The sequence below is a fragment of the Candidatus Roizmanbacteria bacterium genome, assembly GCA_016699265.1.
Classification (GTDB): domain Bacteria; phylum Patescibacteriota; class Microgenomatia; order UBA1406; family GWC2-37-13; genus CAZLQR01.
The window spans coordinates 385,879-403,112 of record CP064967.1; the positions used below are offsets into that span (position 1 = coordinate 385,879).

20 protein-coding genes are annotated in these 17,234 nt (G+C 40.0%); 3 read left to right on the top strand and 17 right to left on the bottom strand.

The features are described from left to right. Positions 1-3: 3 nt before the first annotated feature. The 13 genes from IPH70_02265 to IPH70_02325 all read right to left on the bottom strand — a co-directional run bounded on the left by IPH70_02265 (position 4) and on the right by IPH70_02325 (position 11,412). Positions 4-204: a hypothetical protein gene (locus IPH70_02265; GenBank protein ID QQR64318.1), complete on the bottom strand. Its 201-nt coding sequence runs from the start codon at positions 202-204 to the stop codon at positions 4-6. After that, entirely contained in the window at positions 204-455 is a 252-nt protein-coding gene (locus IPH70_02270) for a hypothetical protein (protein QQR64319.1), read from the bottom strand. Before IPH70_02270 ends, IPH70_02265 begins: the two co-directional genes overlap by 1 nt. 190 nt (positions 456-645) lie before the next feature. Beyond that, entirely contained in the window at positions 646-1,026 is a 381-nt protein-coding gene (locus tag IPH70_02275) for a hypothetical protein (protein ID QQR64320.1), read from the bottom strand. Then, positions 999-1,361, bottom strand: a complete 363-nt coding sequence (locus IPH70_02280; GenBank protein QQR64321.1) for a hypothetical protein — start codon at positions 1,359-1,361, stop codon at positions 999-1,001. The genes IPH70_02275 and IPH70_02280 overlap by 28 nt, the downstream gene beginning before the upstream one ends. A 1,010-nt stretch (positions 1,362-2,371) precedes the next feature. Further along, a complete protein-coding gene (locus IPH70_02285) occupies positions 2,372-2,854 on the bottom strand; it encodes a glycosyltransferase (protein QQR64322.1) in 483 nt (160 codons plus the stop codon). 696 nt (positions 2,855-3,550) lie between these two features. Further along, positions 3,551-3,748: a glycosyltransferase family 2 protein gene (locus IPH70_02290; GenBank protein QQR64413.1), complete on the bottom strand. Its 198-nt coding sequence runs from the start codon at positions 3,746-3,748 to the stop codon at positions 3,551-3,553. An 84-nt stretch (positions 3,749-3,832) separates the two neighbouring features. Beyond that, positions 3,833-6,232 carry a glycosyltransferase gene (locus IPH70_02295; GenBank protein QQR64323.1) on the bottom strand — a complete coding sequence of 800 codons (2,400 nt, stop codon included), beginning with the start codon at positions 6,230-6,232 and terminating at the stop codon, positions 3,833-3,835. A gap of 54 nt (positions 6,233-6,286) precedes the next feature. Further along, a complete protein-coding gene (locus IPH70_02300; GenBank protein QQR64324.1) occupies positions 6,287-7,576 on the bottom strand; it encodes a glycosyltransferase in 1,290 nt (429 codons plus the stop codon). A gap of 478 nt (positions 7,577-8,054) precedes the next feature. Continuing rightward, on the bottom strand, positions 8,055-8,252 hold the full coding sequence (locus tag IPH70_02305) for a glycosyltransferase (protein ID QQR64325.1): 198 nt from the start codon (positions 8,250-8,252) through the stop codon (positions 8,055-8,057). Continuing rightward, entirely contained in the window at positions 8,249-8,401 is a 153-nt protein-coding gene (locus IPH70_02310) for a hypothetical protein (GenBank protein QQR64326.1), read from the bottom strand. The genes IPH70_02305 and IPH70_02310 overlap by 4 nt, the downstream gene beginning before the upstream one ends. Before the next feature lie 232 nt (positions 8,402-8,633). Continuing rightward, entirely contained in the window at positions 8,634-9,152 is a 519-nt protein-coding gene (locus IPH70_02315) for a sortase (GenBank protein QQR64327.1), read from the bottom strand. Positions 9,153-9,203: 51 nt separating this feature from the next. Next, entirely contained in the window at positions 9,204-9,752 is a 549-nt protein-coding gene (locus IPH70_02320) for a hypothetical protein (GenBank protein QQR64328.1), read from the bottom strand. Between the two features lie 58 nt (positions 9,753-9,810). Next, positions 9,811-11,412 carry a hypothetical protein gene (locus IPH70_02325; GenBank protein QQR64329.1) on the bottom strand — a complete coding sequence of 534 codons (1,602 nt, stop codon included), beginning with the start codon at positions 11,410-11,412 and terminating at the stop codon, positions 9,811-9,813. 140 nt (positions 11,413-11,552) lie between these two features. Between IPH70_02325 and IPH70_02330 the strand changes: the two genes are divergently transcribed. Both IPH70_02330 and IPH70_02335 read left to right on the top strand, forming a co-directional pair. Then, positions 11,553-11,738, top strand: a complete 186-nt coding sequence (locus IPH70_02330; protein ID QQR64330.1) for a hypothetical protein — start codon at positions 11,553-11,555, stop codon at positions 11,736-11,738. Between the two features lie 537 nt (positions 11,739-12,275). Then, on the top strand, positions 12,276-12,869 hold the full coding sequence (locus IPH70_02335; protein ID QQR64331.1) for a hypothetical protein: 594 nt from the start codon (positions 12,276-12,278) through the stop codon (positions 12,867-12,869). A gap of 15 nt (positions 12,870-12,884) precedes the next feature. Here IPH70_02335 and IPH70_02340 read toward each other — a convergent pair whose 3' ends face one another. From IPH70_02340 to IPH70_02355, 4 genes are all read right to left on the bottom strand, one after another. After that, a complete protein-coding gene (locus tag IPH70_02340) occupies positions 12,885-14,015 on the bottom strand; it encodes a sigma-70 family RNA polymerase sigma factor (GenBank protein QQR64332.1) in 1,131 nt (376 codons plus the stop codon). Positions 14,016-14,128: 113 nt separating this feature from the next. After that, positions 14,129-15,532 (bottom strand): phosphomannomutase/phosphoglucomutase, encoded by a 1,404-nt coding sequence (locus IPH70_02345; GenBank protein ID QQR64333.1) that lies wholly within the window; start codon positions 15,530-15,532, stop codon positions 14,129-14,131. A gap of 7 nt (positions 15,533-15,539) precedes the next feature. Beyond that, positions 15,540-15,851 (bottom strand): hypothetical protein, encoded by a 312-nt coding sequence (locus IPH70_02350; protein QQR64334.1) that lies wholly within the window; start codon positions 15,849-15,851, stop codon positions 15,540-15,542. Between the two features lie 28 nt (positions 15,852-15,879). Beyond that, the gene (locus IPH70_02355) at positions 15,880-16,263 is read right to left on the bottom strand and encodes a hypothetical protein (GenBank protein QQR64335.1); all 384 of its coding nucleotides are present in this window, start codon (positions 16,261-16,263) and stop codon (positions 15,880-15,882) included. 59 nt (positions 16,264-16,322) lie between these two features. Between IPH70_02355 and IPH70_02360 the strand changes: the two genes are divergently transcribed. Beyond that, the gene (locus IPH70_02360; GenBank protein QQR64336.1) at positions 16,323-17,231 is read left to right on the top strand and encodes a carbohydrate kinase family protein; all 909 of its coding nucleotides are present in this window, start codon (positions 16,323-16,325) and stop codon (positions 17,229-17,231) included. Positions 17,232-17,234: the final 3 nt, after the last annotated feature.

Genomic DNA, 17,234 nt, shown 5'->3' on the forward strand with positions numbered 1-17,234 from the left:
TTTTTACTTATGCTCGCTAAAAGATTTGGATTTTTTGTACAGTTGTCCGATCTTTTCTGCCAAGTCTGAAGAATCTGAAGGTTTAGTAAATAATACATCCTCCCGATCGTTAAAAAGGGATCTCACAGCCTTAGATTCAGCAGTGACAACCGCCTTCCCAAGAGACATACCTTGGTAGACTTTATTCCCTACTACCCTATCCACTATTGGGTGTTTCTGAAAAATCCTAAGAAAATATGTCCTTTTGAGAGCGTTGCTAATGAGTTTGCTTCGGTTAAGGCTGTAAGAAACTTGATGTTTGTGAGGTTTAGTTTCTTCATGAGTGTTTGATTATCGGCTAAAGTGTAGCCTTTTCCTACCAACAAGAATGTTACTGATATATTTTTCAGTTTTTCAGCTGCTTTTATAATTGTTTCAACTCCGTGTAGTTGGCTATAGAGTCCGTAATAAACCACGACGAGCTCATCACCTTTTTGTAAGGTGTGTAGCCAGTAAATTTGTACACTTCATCATCCGCTCCAATTGGCAAAACCTCGATATTTTTATTGGGAACATGAAAATGGGAACTTAAAAATTCCTTCTGGAAAGGTGTGTCGGCAATCAAAACATCTGGTAGCTTGTAGACAAACTTTTCAAAGTTTTTAATTATGTCAAAAGAACACCACCGCGATTAAGAAGTTTTTTTTCTTCGGTGAAGCCAACGGAAAGCGTAACTAACGGGTAAAAAAATAATTTTTTTCCAAGAACCTGCGCCACAAGCCAACACCAAACAACATCTAAGTGCCCTGGATAACCAATGTATAAAGCATCTGATTGCCTAATTTTATCTAGATTTGCAAGGGTAACCGGAATCAAATTGAATCTCCTTAATATTCGCTGTACTAATTTTAAAGGCGAGGTTGAGTCGCTATCCTCCATCAAGGTTACCTTATTTGAAGCATTGATTTCATGTACAGTGATGTTGTTTTTTTCGAAGTGCTTTAATAATAAGTGTGTTGTTAGAATGCGTAGGATCGTAGGCTCCAATATATGCAACAGTGAGTGGTTTTATGCTTGAAGCGGTATTCATAATTTTTGGTTGAAAGCGCCAGTACCCAGTTTTTACGATTTCTTATTTTTAGTTTATGATATAGCTTTATGACAAACTTAAAATATAGTGCCTCGATCGGGTACTTCATGAATACTGGCAGAATTGCTCTTACATAATCCCTTAATGGTATTCTCCATTCATCATCAACTATACTTCCATAGCTACGCCTGAGTAGTGCGCGGGCGCTCTGAGTTCTATTTTCCTGATTCCAATAGTCTCTAATTGTTTCAGGAAGTCTATAATCGACCCTCGCATTTTTTTGCAAAAGCATAGTGACCTCCTAGTCGAATATTTTCAAAATATATGAATATGTCTACGTTTCCAGTTGGTGAGTTTTTAAGATTAATTTTTTAGCTAAGTTTTTACGAAGTGCCATAATTTTGCCTTCAACAGTAAGCTTACTTTTCCCTTCTTTGTATTTATGCCTCAGAGTGTTGAAAACAAGATAACTAGAATATACACTTTTTCCAACAAAGGACTTGGGTCGCATTGCAATCGGATTGCCATTCACAAGATTTATTCTCCTATCTTTTATTAATGGAGACACTAAATTATAAATAGTTCTGTCCGAAATAATCCTAATATCGTCGTTAAGTATAACTGTGACATCACTTATCCCTCTTTTAAAAGCTGAGTCATTGTTTTTAGATGACCCTTATTTTTAGTGCTTGAAGAAAATTCTATCTTTGAGTCTTTCATTTTTGCATCATTTTTATGATCTCATCAGATCCATCCGTCGAGCCATCAGAATGAATATGAATTTTCTCAATCACGATGCCCTTACCTTTTGTTGAAGAAGGGCTTTGATTATATTGCCAATATTTTCACGTGCTTGAAATACTGGAATAAGTATTGTAATCCCGATTTTCTTTTCATATTATTTAGAACTTTTGCAATGTGCCAGATATTACTATCGGTTTCCACCAATTTGCTTTCAATATATACCGATATTTGCAGTAGGAAGTAAAACACTATAAGAGGTGACTGAAGTATAGTTTTAATAAATGATTTGATTATTAGACTAGTTGGAATTGCATAAGATTGATTTACTAAATTGAACCCAAATTCTTTAATATTCATTTTTTTGAGTGTTCAAATCGCACGCCTTGAAGTGAGTGATCTTTTATTGATTTTGGCAGCTGGTATAGAACAATGGCATTTTTAACATACCTATACCCAAAACCATGAGTCTTAGCAAATAAATATGTATATGAATCTTCGGAATTGCTTAACTTAAAATCAAACTGTTTGTAAAGAGGTTTTGATACGCTCTCGCTCTTCCTACTGCTGTATAAATATTGTCGCCATTGTTCCAACTTTCAAAATACCGTGCTTAAATATCATGCTTGCAAACAATATATTTGATAGAAAATTGGTAGGCCTATCTTCTCTAATCTTGGCATAGGTAATGGCTGCCTGACCCTTTACGATCGGGGTAATGAGATTGTTAATAAACTGTGTATCCGGTATTCGTATATCGGCATCCAGTAGGAGCAGGATATCTGAAGTAGATTTGTCTTTAATTAAATTTAGAGAGTGTGCTTTGCCTCGGCGCTCACGATTTTCTATGACCTCAACCCTAGTTTTTCGTATTTTCTCCACAACATCGGCTGTCCCGTCGGTAGAGGCGTCGGAAACTACAATAATTTTCTCCATCAAGAAATCTCGCTGAACCTGCGCTACTAGATCTGCAATTAGCCGTGTGATATTACTGGCTTCATTGTATGCGGGAATTCCAATTGTTATTGTCTGTTTATTTTTCATATATGCGTCTTAATACCTTTCTTAGTGCTCCAGGCTATTGGCCATACCGCGTTCAACTGACCAGCATTCTTTATTGCAAGATATCTTGAGTAACTATTGAATAATGCGAGACTAAGAAAAGGTATTGGTTTTGTAACTGCAGTAATAACTGCATGTTTGAAATATAAGTGAATTGGAATTATGTATTCCTTTTTCGCTAATGGTCCAAAAAGTTGTACTAATCGTTTTTTTTTGCTACTATAAATCGTTCGATCTGTTTAAAATGATCACTGGCCGTTTTGGGCGCACGATAAAGCACTGTAGCTTTAGGAACGTGTACAAATCCAAATCCAAGAGATTTACAACTAAGATATAGAAAGCTATCGTTGCACATTATCGTGGATGGTACCTTCACTTGCTTCGCAAACGAATTTGAAAGTGCAAGTATTTGACCTATACATCCTAGTATGTTATTTCCTTGTTTATAATCTAAGCGAAGCCTTTGGTACATTTCATGACCAGTCATCGCCGCCCTCTCAATTACGTTTGTTTCTTCAATTTGAATCGGATTTCCACCAACAAGACCAACTTTGCTATTTTTTAACAGTGGTTGTATGAGGTATTCGATAGTTTTGGTCCTTTGAGAACTACATCTGCGTCAAAAAGTACAATAATATCTGACTTAAGAGATGAAAAAGCGAATTAAGATGAGTGGATTTACCAATTCGTTTTTTTTATATCAATAATTTGCAAACGTTTATTCTTTACTTGACGAGCCTTCCAGACTGTATCATCATTACTTCCGTCAGATATAAGTACAATTTTATCAATACGATAAGAGCGCTCAGTCTGTATAAGAATAGATCGAAGTAGATTCTGTATATTTCTTCCTTCGTTGAAGGCAGGTATTCCTATAGTTACTGTAGCTTTTTCATATTAGTTTTTCATTAAAATGGTAGTTTTGAGCTCTCTTCCTTTCTGTGAAAATATTAGCCATAATTAAGCGTGAAGCTTTTTTTCTGCGCAGGATTTCCAGCTAAAATTATTACCCCACTGCTCACTTTCTCTTGATAACTTAGTTCTATATTTCTTATTAGATAAGAGTCGATCTATTCCCATTGTAAATGCCTCTACATCTCTCACTTTTACGAGAAGACCAGTTTTGTTATTGATTACCGAGTCCTTTAATCCATCTACGTTAGAGGCTACTACTGGAGTACCGCAGATATTTGCCTCGATATTCGTAATTCCCCAGCCTTCAACCTCAGATGGATGAATAGCTATCCAAGATTGGGTTAAAATTTTGGCTTTTTCTTCTTCTGTTACCTTACCCATAAAATGTACATTATTCTGAATTTGGAGTCTTGCAACGAGACTTTCGAGTTTCATTCTATTTTCTCCATCTCCAGCGATGTTTAACTGAAGTGTCGGGTATTTCTTTTTCAATCCATGTACAGCTTTAATACCAACGTCTATGTTCTTGTAGTCGCGAAGTCTTCCTATATATACCAAGCTTGGATTGGTAGTTTTTTTTACTTTAGCTTTCTTAATACTTACACCGGGTTCAACAATAAAAATTGGTTTTTTCTTACCATAACCCATCTTCTCCATCGACTCCTTTGTCGATTTGGAAATAGTCATCATCTGCTGATCTTTGTAGATATATGGCATTGCTTTTTCCTCCAAAAACATAGCAATTTTAGAAAGAGGAAAAGGTAATCCTACCCTAAACATTTCTTGGTGAATATGATTTATGAGACCAACAATAGGCTTCTTAATATATAGAGGAGTGAAGAATGGAACTCCTTTTGCGGTATCTATAACAAGATCGTACTGGTTTCTTAATTTTAGAACGTAGTACAAGAACGCCCATATCGGAACTGTAAATAGACCACCTCTTCGGATGATGCGAACTCCGTCGATTATTTCATATCTCTTACTATGTCCATCGTTTCCACAAAATAATGTTACTTTATTGCCGTTTCTAACGAACTCTTTGGCAAGATTATGTAAGTAATACTCCGCACCACCTGACCAAACATGGCGGATGTCATACCAGTTTACGATTAAGATTCTTTTGCCAAATGGTGTATAGTTCAATTTTGGCAGTGGTCTAAACAGTTCAGCGAAATCAAGTAAATTAGCAAGAACAAACCCACCATTACGCTGGAGTAAGTGCAACAGAACATTTGCTACAAAGGTGGTGAAGCTGGTAAAAAAAACAACATTAACAATGTCTCCAATTGAAGCGTGGTTGTATGAAATACCTGTAATCATTCCAATAGTGGTTACCAGTGCTACGAAGGAGAAAAGGTAGTGATGACAAATTAAATGGTATACCGTGATTGTGTTGGCAACGGTGAATAAGGCTATGCTCATTGCATACAAGGTACGATAATCAGCTACAGAAGCCATCTTATCGGCAAAGACGAAGGGTAAAAGAACTGAGCCGAGCGGTCCTATCCCCACAAATGCAACTGTAGTTAGCGCTACTGTGAGTGAAAAAATCATATAGAAGTTCGTATTGGGATTTCGGTGCGCTCCTTCATCTCGGCTGACAATCGGAACCAGAAAGATATGAAAGAGGGAACCGAAAAAGAAAATAATCTTTCCTATTAGTGATAGAAATGCGTATATCCCTGCCTGAGTTGCGGACAGATAATGTTTGACCAAGAGAATATCAAAGGTTAAAAAGGCATTGGTTGATAGACCTGTAAACATTGATGCGAAGAAGAATGTCTTCATAAACGAGTATTTATGCTCTGATTTGGGTTGTTTGCGAGTTACGACCGATGCAACTATTAAGCTAAGTGCTGACGCCAACAAGACAGAGAATGGAATTGAAAGATAGGCAAGTTCTGCATTGCCTAATGACACTGAAGTGAAAGCAAATCCTAATTTTGAGATTGCTTCAACAAGAAAAAATACCGCGGTCCATACAAAGAGAAAACGTCCATGAACAAATCCCCTTGCTACAGAAGCGAATATCCCAAACATTATCACCGGAATGAGGGAAATGAGCGGTAGATAAGAATTGACATGAAAGTACCCAAGAAGAAATGGCATCGACACAGACCAGATCAGTGAAATCATAATTGCATATTTAATGCACTTTCGCATGATCTGCTTATAAAAAGCTGTTCCAGCTGCAATGCCTGATCTTGCCGTGATAAAGGCGGTACGGTGATTAATTGTTGCTCCTAATGCACCAAATCCAATACTAAAGATATAGAGAAAAGTGTTTACTAAGGCTATAAGTCCAAAGTTTTCAAAACTTAAGGTTCGACCTAGATAGGCATTAAAAACAAGGTTAATGAGGTTGGAGAAGACCATGCTTCCGATGAGAAAGCTATTTTGACCTAATATGTATTTCGCAACGAGTGATTTAAGTTTAACCATGGGTATTCTGTCAGGATCAAATTATATCAATAAAGACCTATAGAAGCAACTGATTTAGGCAGAAACACCCTTGTCTGCGATCTTTTGGTTCACGAGTTCGTGACCAATTGTTTGCTCGGACTGTGCGAGAGCAGCTTCATTATCATAGTGGAAGCCATGCGTAGTCTTTTCCCAGTAATGTGGGTCTCGAATAAGACCGACGACGGCCAACCACCCTGCATAACTCATGGTAAGCCAGTAAAAGGGAACTAAGTATGCAAACTTTACCAGCTCATAGTGTCCCCGCTTCACCGATCCTATCATGTAATAGTACATATATAAGAAGTTCCCGAAGATAAAACAGACAATACCCATATATAAGACAGGCGCAGGGAAGAATCGTTCGATAACTGGCGCTGCACCACTTCTCCATGTAAAGTAAAGAATGGTCGTACCCCACATAATTGGGTTAATAAGTGTAGATAAAATCTTAGCGCCCATCACCAACTGGAAAGTGTATTTATGATGTCTTTTTCTACTTCTTTTAAAGAGAGACAGATCGCGTGTATGTACGAGATATGTCTGCATGTATCCTTTGATCCAACGTGATCGCTGTTTAATCCAGCCAATGAAGTGACTGTTAGCTTCCTCAAGCGTTACTGATTCAAGGATTGCAGTTCTGTACCCCTTTTTAATAAGTCGCATACCAAGGTCAGCATCCTCGGTGACATTAAATGCGTCCCAGACATCGAGCCTTCGCAGCTCATTAACTCGGAAATGATTCGAGGTGCCTCCAAGGGGAATTGGCACATCGGTTGACTGCATACCGGTCAGAACTAGGTCAAACCATAATGAGTATTCTGCCGTAAAGATTCTGGTGAGAAGATTCTGATGAGGATTATAAAAATTCAGTTTGGCCTGCAGACAGACAATGTTTTTGTCCGACTGTTCGAATGCAAGAACTGCTTTCTTGAGCTGCTTGGGATCGGGCACATCCTCAGCATCATATATGACAACGTACTCCCCTGTCGCGAACTTCAGACCATAGTTACAGGCCTTTGGCTTTGTTTTTGGGAGCGAGTGAGGGACAACAATAATCTTTACAAAGCTTGGAAGTTTCTTTTCGTACTTTGAGATATGTTCAAGGGTCTCCTTATCATCTTCCTCAAGAAGAAGAAGTACCTGCAACTTGTTCTTTGGGTAATCAAGTCGGCTCATTGCCGAAACGAACTGTGGAATCACCTGCCACTCTTTATACAAAGGACAAAGAATTGTATATTTGGGCCATGTACGCTTTCGGGCCTTATCCATCTGATCCGGAGAAATTTTGATTTCAGGCTGTTGAAAGTAGCCTTTTTGCAACATATAGAAATCGAAAAATAGCATAAGGAAATAAAGAGAGGTCAATAGCGCTATCAGGACAATAAGGGTAATGTTCCACGAAGCTATAAAAGCAATCGTTAGCAAAGTAATGAGGGCGAAAACAAAAATGATTTGATCAGCGCTAAGTCTATTAAAGGCAGTTTCATGATGTGATAATGTGCTGTGATGAATGTATTCTTTACCTTTGTAATGAAAACCATGACCTTTACGCTTGATGTCTCCATCTGAAAAAGGGACGGGGTATTGTTTGCGGTATTTTAGTCTAATAGATGAGGATCCTATCTCAAGAATGGCCTTAAAAGATTGATTTTAGGAGTTCCCAATTCACTTTTTTGAAACATAATATTGTGTGATTTTATTTTATATCCAGCGTCGCGGCTACGCAAAAGAAACTCTAGGTCAAAAGACCACTGTGAAGGTGACAGTACCAGTTTATCAAGAATTTCCCGCTTAAACACCTTCATTCCGGACTGCGCATCATGATTGAGGTTGTGGAGTGTTTTGGTAAAGATGAGATGAAAGCCTTGCTTAAAAATCGGCGCAAAAATGAGGCTTTGTACTGCTTGCGGTTTGCGACCACAATATCTGTCTGGTCATCGAGTAGTCCAACCATATGGGGAAGTTCTTCCGGCGGATACTGGAGATCTGCGTCAATCATCGCGATGATGTCGTTATTGGCGTAGCTGAATCCTGAATAAGAGAACGAGCCTTTCCTCGTTTTCCCACCTTCTCATGAATTTCTATCGGATACAACTTAGCTAAAGCTTCAAGTAGAGACACCGTTTTATCGGTAGAGTTATCGTCCACGAAGATGAGTTCGTATTCAAGCTTACTTTTGTAAAGCTCGAGTGGACCCGATTAACGAGATCCGTAACGGATCCTTCCTCGTTCCATACAGGAACTATGATAGATATTTTTTGCATGTTTTAATACTCCAAACAATGATTATACTATAAGACTGAGTTAGTATCTAGTATGTAGTATTTAGTATCTAGTATTTAGCGCATTGCGACAATCTCATTTTCAAGAGTTGCAACGACTACAAATCGTTGGGTGTCCAGAAACCAGAGCAGGTGTAGAGAGTAAGACGCTTGTCGTGGGATTGTTTTAATACATTAGTTTGATCGGGAGAGACATTTGCGGTAACCTGAACAATAAAGGTCCGTTTCATTCCGTTGGTATACTCGATCTCAATTTTTGATCCAGGCTTAATTTTTTCAAGACCTCCAAGGAGAGATTCCCAGTTGTGTCCGTACATTATGCCATTTCCCTCCTCACCAGGAATTTTACTTGAGGTTAGATATGAGATTCCTTTGTCAGTGAGCGTCCATTTTCCATCATTAATTGTTGCGGGAATGATTGGAAGAGTTTTATGTAAACTTGGGATTCGAATTATACGAGGGAGGTAGGTGACGTTGCGGCACGCGTTAATAGAGAGAGGCTCGTAATTATTGAAGGTGATTCGTGAGGGATTAAAGCGCTGAACGATCAGGATAGTGCTGAAGCCAAGAAATGCGGCGCCGAGGATTGTGAAAAATTTACCTAGTAATCGTTTCATATATTTCGTATATCGTATTTCGTATACCGTATTCAGTATTACGTATTCGAATTAAGACTGTTTTTTGAGAGAGCGACCGGCTACAAGAAGTGTAATTCCAATAAAGGCAAGAGCTACGATCTCCTGAAGGTTTCCGGTTGTTGCTAGTCCAAGAACCTGACCATCCTCTGACGAACCTCCTCCCTTTCCACCAATGCATGAAAAAGATGAGTTTTTAGCCACGTATGGAGCAGAATGGAGTCCCCACTTGTCTCCAAACGGAACATAGTGCCATCCCTGACGTACTAAGTCGTCGATCTGAAACTGAGTAAGACTCGATACCTTCCACCATATAGTCTGGATACCGTCGCCGGTGTCTGGGCAGAAACACTGAATCACACGATCATCATCAATTGAGTACACACCATCTGATCCTTTAAACTCTCGTGGATCTCCTACGATACCATGAGTCCCATAAGAGTAATATGCTCTTGGATTACCTTCGTGATTAAGACATGATGGGAAGTTTGGAGCAGTAATTGCGAATGTAGAAAATGGCATCGCATAAAATACGAACATTGCCAAAACGACGCTGGTCAAACCCCTTACAATCTGACGCATAATTCTTTAAGCCGATAGTATATCAATACTATCGGTCTAAATCAAGTCTTTGGAGCGACTAGACAATCTCGTCACGTTTTTGGCGAACAAAGGAGATCCATTCTTCGATGACCTCTATGATCATCTTGAACGGTGCTTCGATTATGAAATCGAAGATGAAGGTAATGAAGTTAAGGTGGGATAAGCTTCTGCTCAGGAACTTCCCGACCGATAGTATTGGCATAAAGAAAAAGTCAGTAAACGGTCTGAAGACAGCCTCTCCTTCCGGTAGTTGGTACTGTTTTGCAGTTTGGCGAATTCTATATGCAAAGAAGGTCACAACCGATACGAAGAACATAAACAAAAGTTTGCTAATAGCATTAAATCCAAATATGCTGAGCAGGGCATTAATTAGCCCGAAGGTTATAAAAAACGTGATGGAATAGAAGATGGTAAAGACAAAGATTCTGGATGGATTTTGCACTTTGTTCTCCTTAGTGACCAGTGAAAGCGTTGTCTCAAACTCATTGTCGCTGTCTAGAATCTCGACAATCCGCTGGTATATTCTCTTTGTATTTTTTGCATCTGGAATCTTAGTAAAGGTAGCAATTAGAAACATAAGAAGTGGTGGGATAACCGTATTTACTATTAGCGAAAAATAGTTAACCTCACCATAGATCAAAAGCGATATAGGATACTCAAGAATAATAGCCAAAAGCATCTTAGTTATAAAGATGTAAACGATTGCTTTCAGTGCTAGGGTCTGAAGACGTGATTGTGAGGCTGAGTACTTCTCTCGACAGATCTGATCCACATCGTTCAGTAGAAGTTCTGGGTTTGCCAAAATGTCTTTAGCTTCTATTCCACGTCGCTGTACAAGGTCGGCAAGAATGAGGAAAGGTGGTTTGTGAAAGTTAACAAACCTTCTGAGACGATCGGTGTTTGGGTTGTTTATAATACTGTCAATTTTGTGAAAAAGATTTGGAAGTTTTGGAATGAGCACATCTATCTGTTGTTCGGTTTGTTGCGACAAAGGTTTCTCAGAAAGAGTAAATAGATGGTAACGAAGATAGGCAATGTCACTTTGATTGTATCCTTTTTCTATCGCGACAAAAAATGAGGCATTCTTTTCTTCCTCAGTTACCTTTTCGATCTTAATTTTTTTCTTAAGAACCTGAAACATAAAAAAAGTAAACAGGGAGTGTTGTTTGGCCTCAACTGGCTGCAAGGTTTCCTCTATCTCACTGGACATCATGTGGACGAGAAACTGGCGTATAAAGATGCGATTTGCGGTTTTCTGACCGATGAGTAGTTGGTCTAAAATTCTTTTATAGATATCGATGATATGCTGGATCTGAATGGCGTGGGGTGCGCCAAGTGATTCATTGGGAAAGTATCGAGCCCAAAGGAGCTCTCGAATAATATTCTCACCTTCGTTAGTTCCCATTGGATTCATCGACATTCTGCGGCGTAGTATTCGTTCTATGGCAGCTCGTCGAATTAGGTGTGCGTCACGGTACTCAACCGCATTTCGAAGACGTTCGTAAGCAAGCGCAAAAAAGGTAACAGTTTGAGAAACTGAAATCTTAGAAAGATCATCGGGAGCTGTGGGAGACTTTATTTTCTTGAACTGCTCAAGAAGCGCCGTTGTATACTTAGAAAGTACAATTTGATCTGCCATAACAGTCCATAGTATACTATAAGCCCTCCTCATATTTAGGAAGAAGGTGTCTATGTTTGATTGAGCAGGGTTAGAATCAATATTGATTTTATGAAAGAACGATTACGCGGTGCAGCAACTGGTAGATCAGACAACGCTCTTTGCGAAAGAATTTGTATCGACTGTCAGCCAAGCTCAAAGCTATTCCAGTTGGCATAGGTCTTCTTGGTCTTGCAAGTGTGGGAGTCATAACGTGGAGACATCACAGAGAGCTTCTTTACAAAAGTCTCGAACTTGATCCTTATTTTAAAAAATGGTCGATTTGGAGGAGAGTGTCTGATCGATAGAGAATGGACCCACGATATTTCGGCATTTCTACACAGAATTCATCACGTAAATGGCAGATGCGTCTCTGTTCCCTTCTACCAGATATCTAGAGCGGCCCGATGGTTGGAAGATAATCCTGAGATGAAGACAAAGTTAGGTTCCTAATGAATTTAAACATCTAGATCCTTTTGTAGACATATTTACGAGAGATCAGGTGCTTCAATTGGGATGCTAGCCGATGAGGAGATAAAACAAGACTTGAGTCGGAGTATAAGGAGCCCGACTGGTACTCGGAAAAAGAGCTAAGTGATTTATTTAATCCTACTGAGCCTCTATATTGGGTCGATGCCGGAAGACGGCAGGCAGGAAAATACTCAACTGAAGAGATGGCTAGAATTCTTCTGACCGATCCTCACTCCCCGCTTTACAACGTCCTAAAATGGCAGACTAAATGGTGTAAGAGCAGAAATTCTCAACAATGTAAGGGACTATAAAGTTGCAGGAAATTTATTTAAAGCAGAGCCGGCATCGAAGCCAGATGACCTTAAGGGAAACCGATGATCAAGAGCTCATCATGTAGTAGCAGATATCTTAGCTGGATTCGTCTTTCGCCGAAAGTTGCTGCTCTTGTGATAAAAGGCAAATATCAGCCGAAGGATATTGGTCTTGCCATTGTTGCCGGTAGCGCAGCGAATGGTGTAAAGATGTTAGCTGGCTTATCTGGTGGAAATATTACGAATGGACTGGGACACGACGGACCTCTTACTGCAAGAGATTTATTACGTGCATTATCCAAAAAAGATTATCAGATCAAAATAAACTCTGATGGATCGATCTCAACCAACACGGTTTATACAGGATTTATTGGTAGGATTTTAAGCTGGATTACATACGACGAGGTAGGAGGACAGGACGAGCACCATAAATTTCCAGACAAGATAGCATATACGAGTAGAACCGGTCGAGACGCTATTATTGATGCGCCATGGGGTAGTTTCACATCGTACTTGGCTCACAACAAGAACTTCGGATTTATAAAGCCCGGAAATGGATTCGATCTGAAGGAAGGAGAGAAACGACCCGACATGCCACATGAAGGCGTTGAGATTATTCAATCTATCCGAGCCGCTCAGTTTGCGGCATCTTCTTAAAGACGAAACCTCACTCTAAGCTCGAAGAGGATATAAATCATTAATTCTGGTCAGTTCTGCGATCAGCTCTTTTCGATCCATCCCGAGTTGCGCTGCGAACTCACGTGTAGTTGGAGGACACTTTCCTGAGTCAAGCATCGAGAGTATGGTCCATTGTTTTCTGGTGAGGCCAAGGTTGCCAATTTCAGCATCTGAAGAAGGGGTTACCAAAGGGGCGTTTCTTCCATGCTCATCTGCAGTAAAATTATCTCGAAGTAATGCAAGCCCGTCAGTGTAGATACTTTTTGCAAAATCTATGGATCTGCCTGTTGCCTCCGCTATTTCGGACCAAGTTTGTTCCCTACCGTCAAATATTCCGGTCCTACGTCGAATGACCTCACCTACAACTCGAGGTAACTCAGCAAGCAAACGCATTGCCTCATCTGAAGCGTGATTTTGGAGCGCAACCTCATACGCAGGCGTAGTGCCTCTATCCTCGAGAAACTCCTCCAGAGTATAGTCCTTCTGAGGACCTTTAACCGTTGCAACGGGTTCCTGGATTGATCTGAAATGTTGCGCTATCTTTGCTTTCAGTACCTCGTCAACTTCTACGATAGGAATTTGCATACGATCTGCGATTTGCTCAGGAGAAATTTGTTCTGTGCCAAATTTCTGAACAAGATCAGCTACAGTTGTATCAACTGCTTTCGACAGACGATTGAGGTCTTCGGGAAGCCTGACTGGATTCCCCATTTGCCCCACCAGCTTTGATATCCTACTGCGAATCTCCCTCGATGAAAAGGTAGTGAATCTAAATCCTCGCTCAACCTCAAATCGCTCAACTGCACGCATCAGGCCTATATTTCCTTCCTGAACCAAGTCCTCCAGAGCGACACCTTTCCCTTGGTATCGATTGGCGAGGCAAACCACGTATCTGAGATTGTGAAGTGTAAGGTCGTCGGTAAGATATTGAATAGCTGGACCGTTTCCATGCTGCCGAGCCTCGTCAAGCAGACGAAATCTTTGTGCATGTTCGTTATGAGTGTATACCGGAACGCTGCCAATGGCCCGCTTATACTCCGCAAAGGATGACACTGCCATTACTTCCTGCAAAGATCTCGGTCGAGTTTCAGTCGTTAATCTCGTTTCCCTTTCGTGTATTGCCATAAAAATATCTGAAGAACAGAAAGGTATATTATAGCTTTTTGAGGCTCTATAATCAATTAATAACTCGAAGTATTCATCTTGCACGTTGGCCACGTAGACCTGCGAGGTCTACGTTAGTGGTCTGAGGATTTTTCTTTGGCGCCTGATTTAAGGATTCGATCGGTGAGCTGCTGAAATCTTTGTTTCATCAGCTCCTCGGTCTTCGCCTCCACATTCAATCTAAGAAGAGGTTCGGTATTTGAGCTTCGAATACTGAGACGCCAGTCAGGAAAGTCAATTGAGATTCCATCAAGTCGAGATAGTTCACCCTCACTATTCTCCTTTACAATTTCTTCCATGAGGGATTTTGAATCCCCTCCTTCAGGGAGAATAAAGTTACGTTCTCCTGACTCAAATGAACTTACTAGTCCAGAAAGAAGTTCCGATAGTGGTTTTCCTGTTTCGCTAAGCGCTTTAAGAATATAGATTATCACTCGTACTGCGCTCTCTGCCCCTCCTGTTTCACCAAAGTAAAAATGACCTGAGGACTCCCCTGCAAAGTAAGCTCCTTCTCGATTCACGTCCTCGGTGATAAAGGCATGGCCAACCTTACTTACAAAAATCTTTCCTCCATTTTTCTTCACAACCTCGGTAACATTTCTGGTGTAGCGTATATCGACGACTATGGTTTCGTTAGGATGTTCTTTAAGTATTTCTTGAGCGATGAGAGATGAGATAAAGGTTGCCGGAACGACCTGACCTTTTTCATCGATAAAGAAAACACGATCTCCATCGCCATCCGGCTCAATGCCAAAATCTGCCTTAACTTCCTTAACCTTGTCCTGAAGAGGAATTAAATTATTAAAGTCTAGGGGATCTGCTTGGTGCGCAGGGAAGGTGCCGTCTAAATCAAAGTTCATTTTTATAAGTTCTCCTCCAACCTTTTCAAAAAGTTTCGCTACGTAGAGAGAGCCCATACCATTCGCCGGATCACAGGCTACTTTAAATTTTTTAAGAAGTGAGATATCAACAGTCTCTAATGCATCGGCTATCTCTTCGTCTAGAACATCGGTTCGTTCAGTTACGGTTCCGTCGTTTGTGTATTCAGGAAACTCTCCCTTTAGGGCCATTTCTTTGATCTCGTTCATTCCGGTCGACTTACCTATCTTTATGATTTTGTTTCCATCGCGTTTTACAAATTTGATACCAGCCCACTCTTTCGGATTGTGTGATGCGGTAATATCGATTCCGGCGTCATAGCTGTACTTTAGTACCGAATAGTAGAAAGTCGGCGTTGAGACCAGTCCGATATCAATAACCTCAGCTCCACAGGCAATAAGTGTCTTTTTGGCTACCTCAAAGAGCGCAGGTCCGGAGGTTCGCATATCTCTTCCAATAACTACAGATATACTGTCCTTCTTCAGATTTTGTTTGAAGAAACTATAGATGCTTCTAATTATTGACTCCATCGCTTTCTCATTAAGATCCGTTGGATAAACACCTCGAATGTCGTAGGCTTTGAAAAGTGATTGATTCATAGATCGTTTACAGATAATAACAAGATAACAGAGACAGTGATTCTCCAACGGTATAAACCGATTTCCCCGTCTTTAAACGTACTTCAATACTAAGCAATTTTTCATAAAAATCAAGAAGATTTTTGGTATCCCATTTGAAAGCCTGAGCTTTTAGTTTACCTACCTGCCACGACTGCATTCGCGTAGGAACCTCACCAAGTCGAATAGCTAGTAGTGATCGAATGTGACGGGTGAGCATGATCTGCATAAAAAGTTCGGTTGTTGGAGTTACAAGACTGTAAAACTCGGCGAGGAATTTTTGAGGTTTGAAGGGTAACATTGATCGAGAAGCGTAAATACCGATGAACTCAGTTTGAAGTCCTTAACAACTCCCAAATCGGCAGTTTTGATCTCCCTTTTCCCATATTTGCTTCCCAGATAAAAACAGAAATCTCAGATGATTTTGAGATCGTTAATAACGACTTATATAAATCGCCGCTTCCTTTCCTTGTTATTTTTTTTGAGGCATTTTCGAGGAGGTATATTGGTATCTCGAAAAGTGACATAGGTTGAGTATCTTGCAGACTAAGATCTATACATTCTGCAGCTGTTATCGTTTTTACAGTTGAGCCATGTTTTTCGACATGTAGCTTAAGCACTTCATTCAGGTAGTTTCTTGAGGCGACTGAGTCCTCACCGCAAATAATCGTGATCATCGTATTTCGTATAACGTATAGCGTATAACGTATCAAGTATAAATCATAATGTTTGAATACGGAATACGAGATACCAAATACGGTATACTGAAAATATGTTTGATCTTGTTTCCATAGGTACTATCTCTGCAGATCTCTACTTTAGCGCCGATGAGCTCACTAAAAAAGACAAGAGGCTCTTTCTTGCTATCGGCGGGAAGTATCGAAGTGAGGACTTTAGTATGAGTGTTGGTGGCGGTGCCGCAAATGTTGCGATCGGAGGTAGAAAAAATGGTTTGAAAACAGCTGTTGTGGGTATGATTGGTAATAATGTCTTCCGAAAAGGAATAATGCAGAGATTGCAGATCGCGAAGGTAAACACATCGCATGTTTTATTTAATCAGACCGCAATAAGCGTTTCTGTAATTTTACTTGATGAAAGCGGTGAGCGAACCGTGATTACCCACCAGTCGTCACACGAGCATATACTTGAAGAAACGCATATTTCGCGCAGGAATCTAAATACAAGAGCGGTGTATTTTGGGAATCTTTCACATGTTTCAGTTAAGGAACGAAAGGCTCTAATGAAATCCTTGAAGAATAATGACGTTCAAATTTTTGTAAATGTGGGACCTTTGGAATGCTGTAAGCCCAAGCAGTTCATCTCCGATCTACTAGAGTATGCAGATGTTTTAATTGTAAATACGCATGAGTTTGCCGACATTGTGAAGAAGGATGTAGAGAAGATCGATTTTAAAGAGTCTATTTTATCTTATCTTCCGAATATGAAGGATGCGATAGTCATTGTTACTGATGGAGAGAGTGGAAGCTATGGGTATGAAGGTGAAAAAGTTTTTTACTGTGCTGTAAAAAAACAAGATCTTGTTGTTGACACTACCGGTGTTGGAGACGGGTATACGGCGGGTTTTATAACTTCCTTTCTTCGGTACTCTGATGTTGAGCGAGCGATGAAAGCCGGCACACGATACGCCTCTAAAATAGTCAAGAAAATCGGAGCAAATTAATGT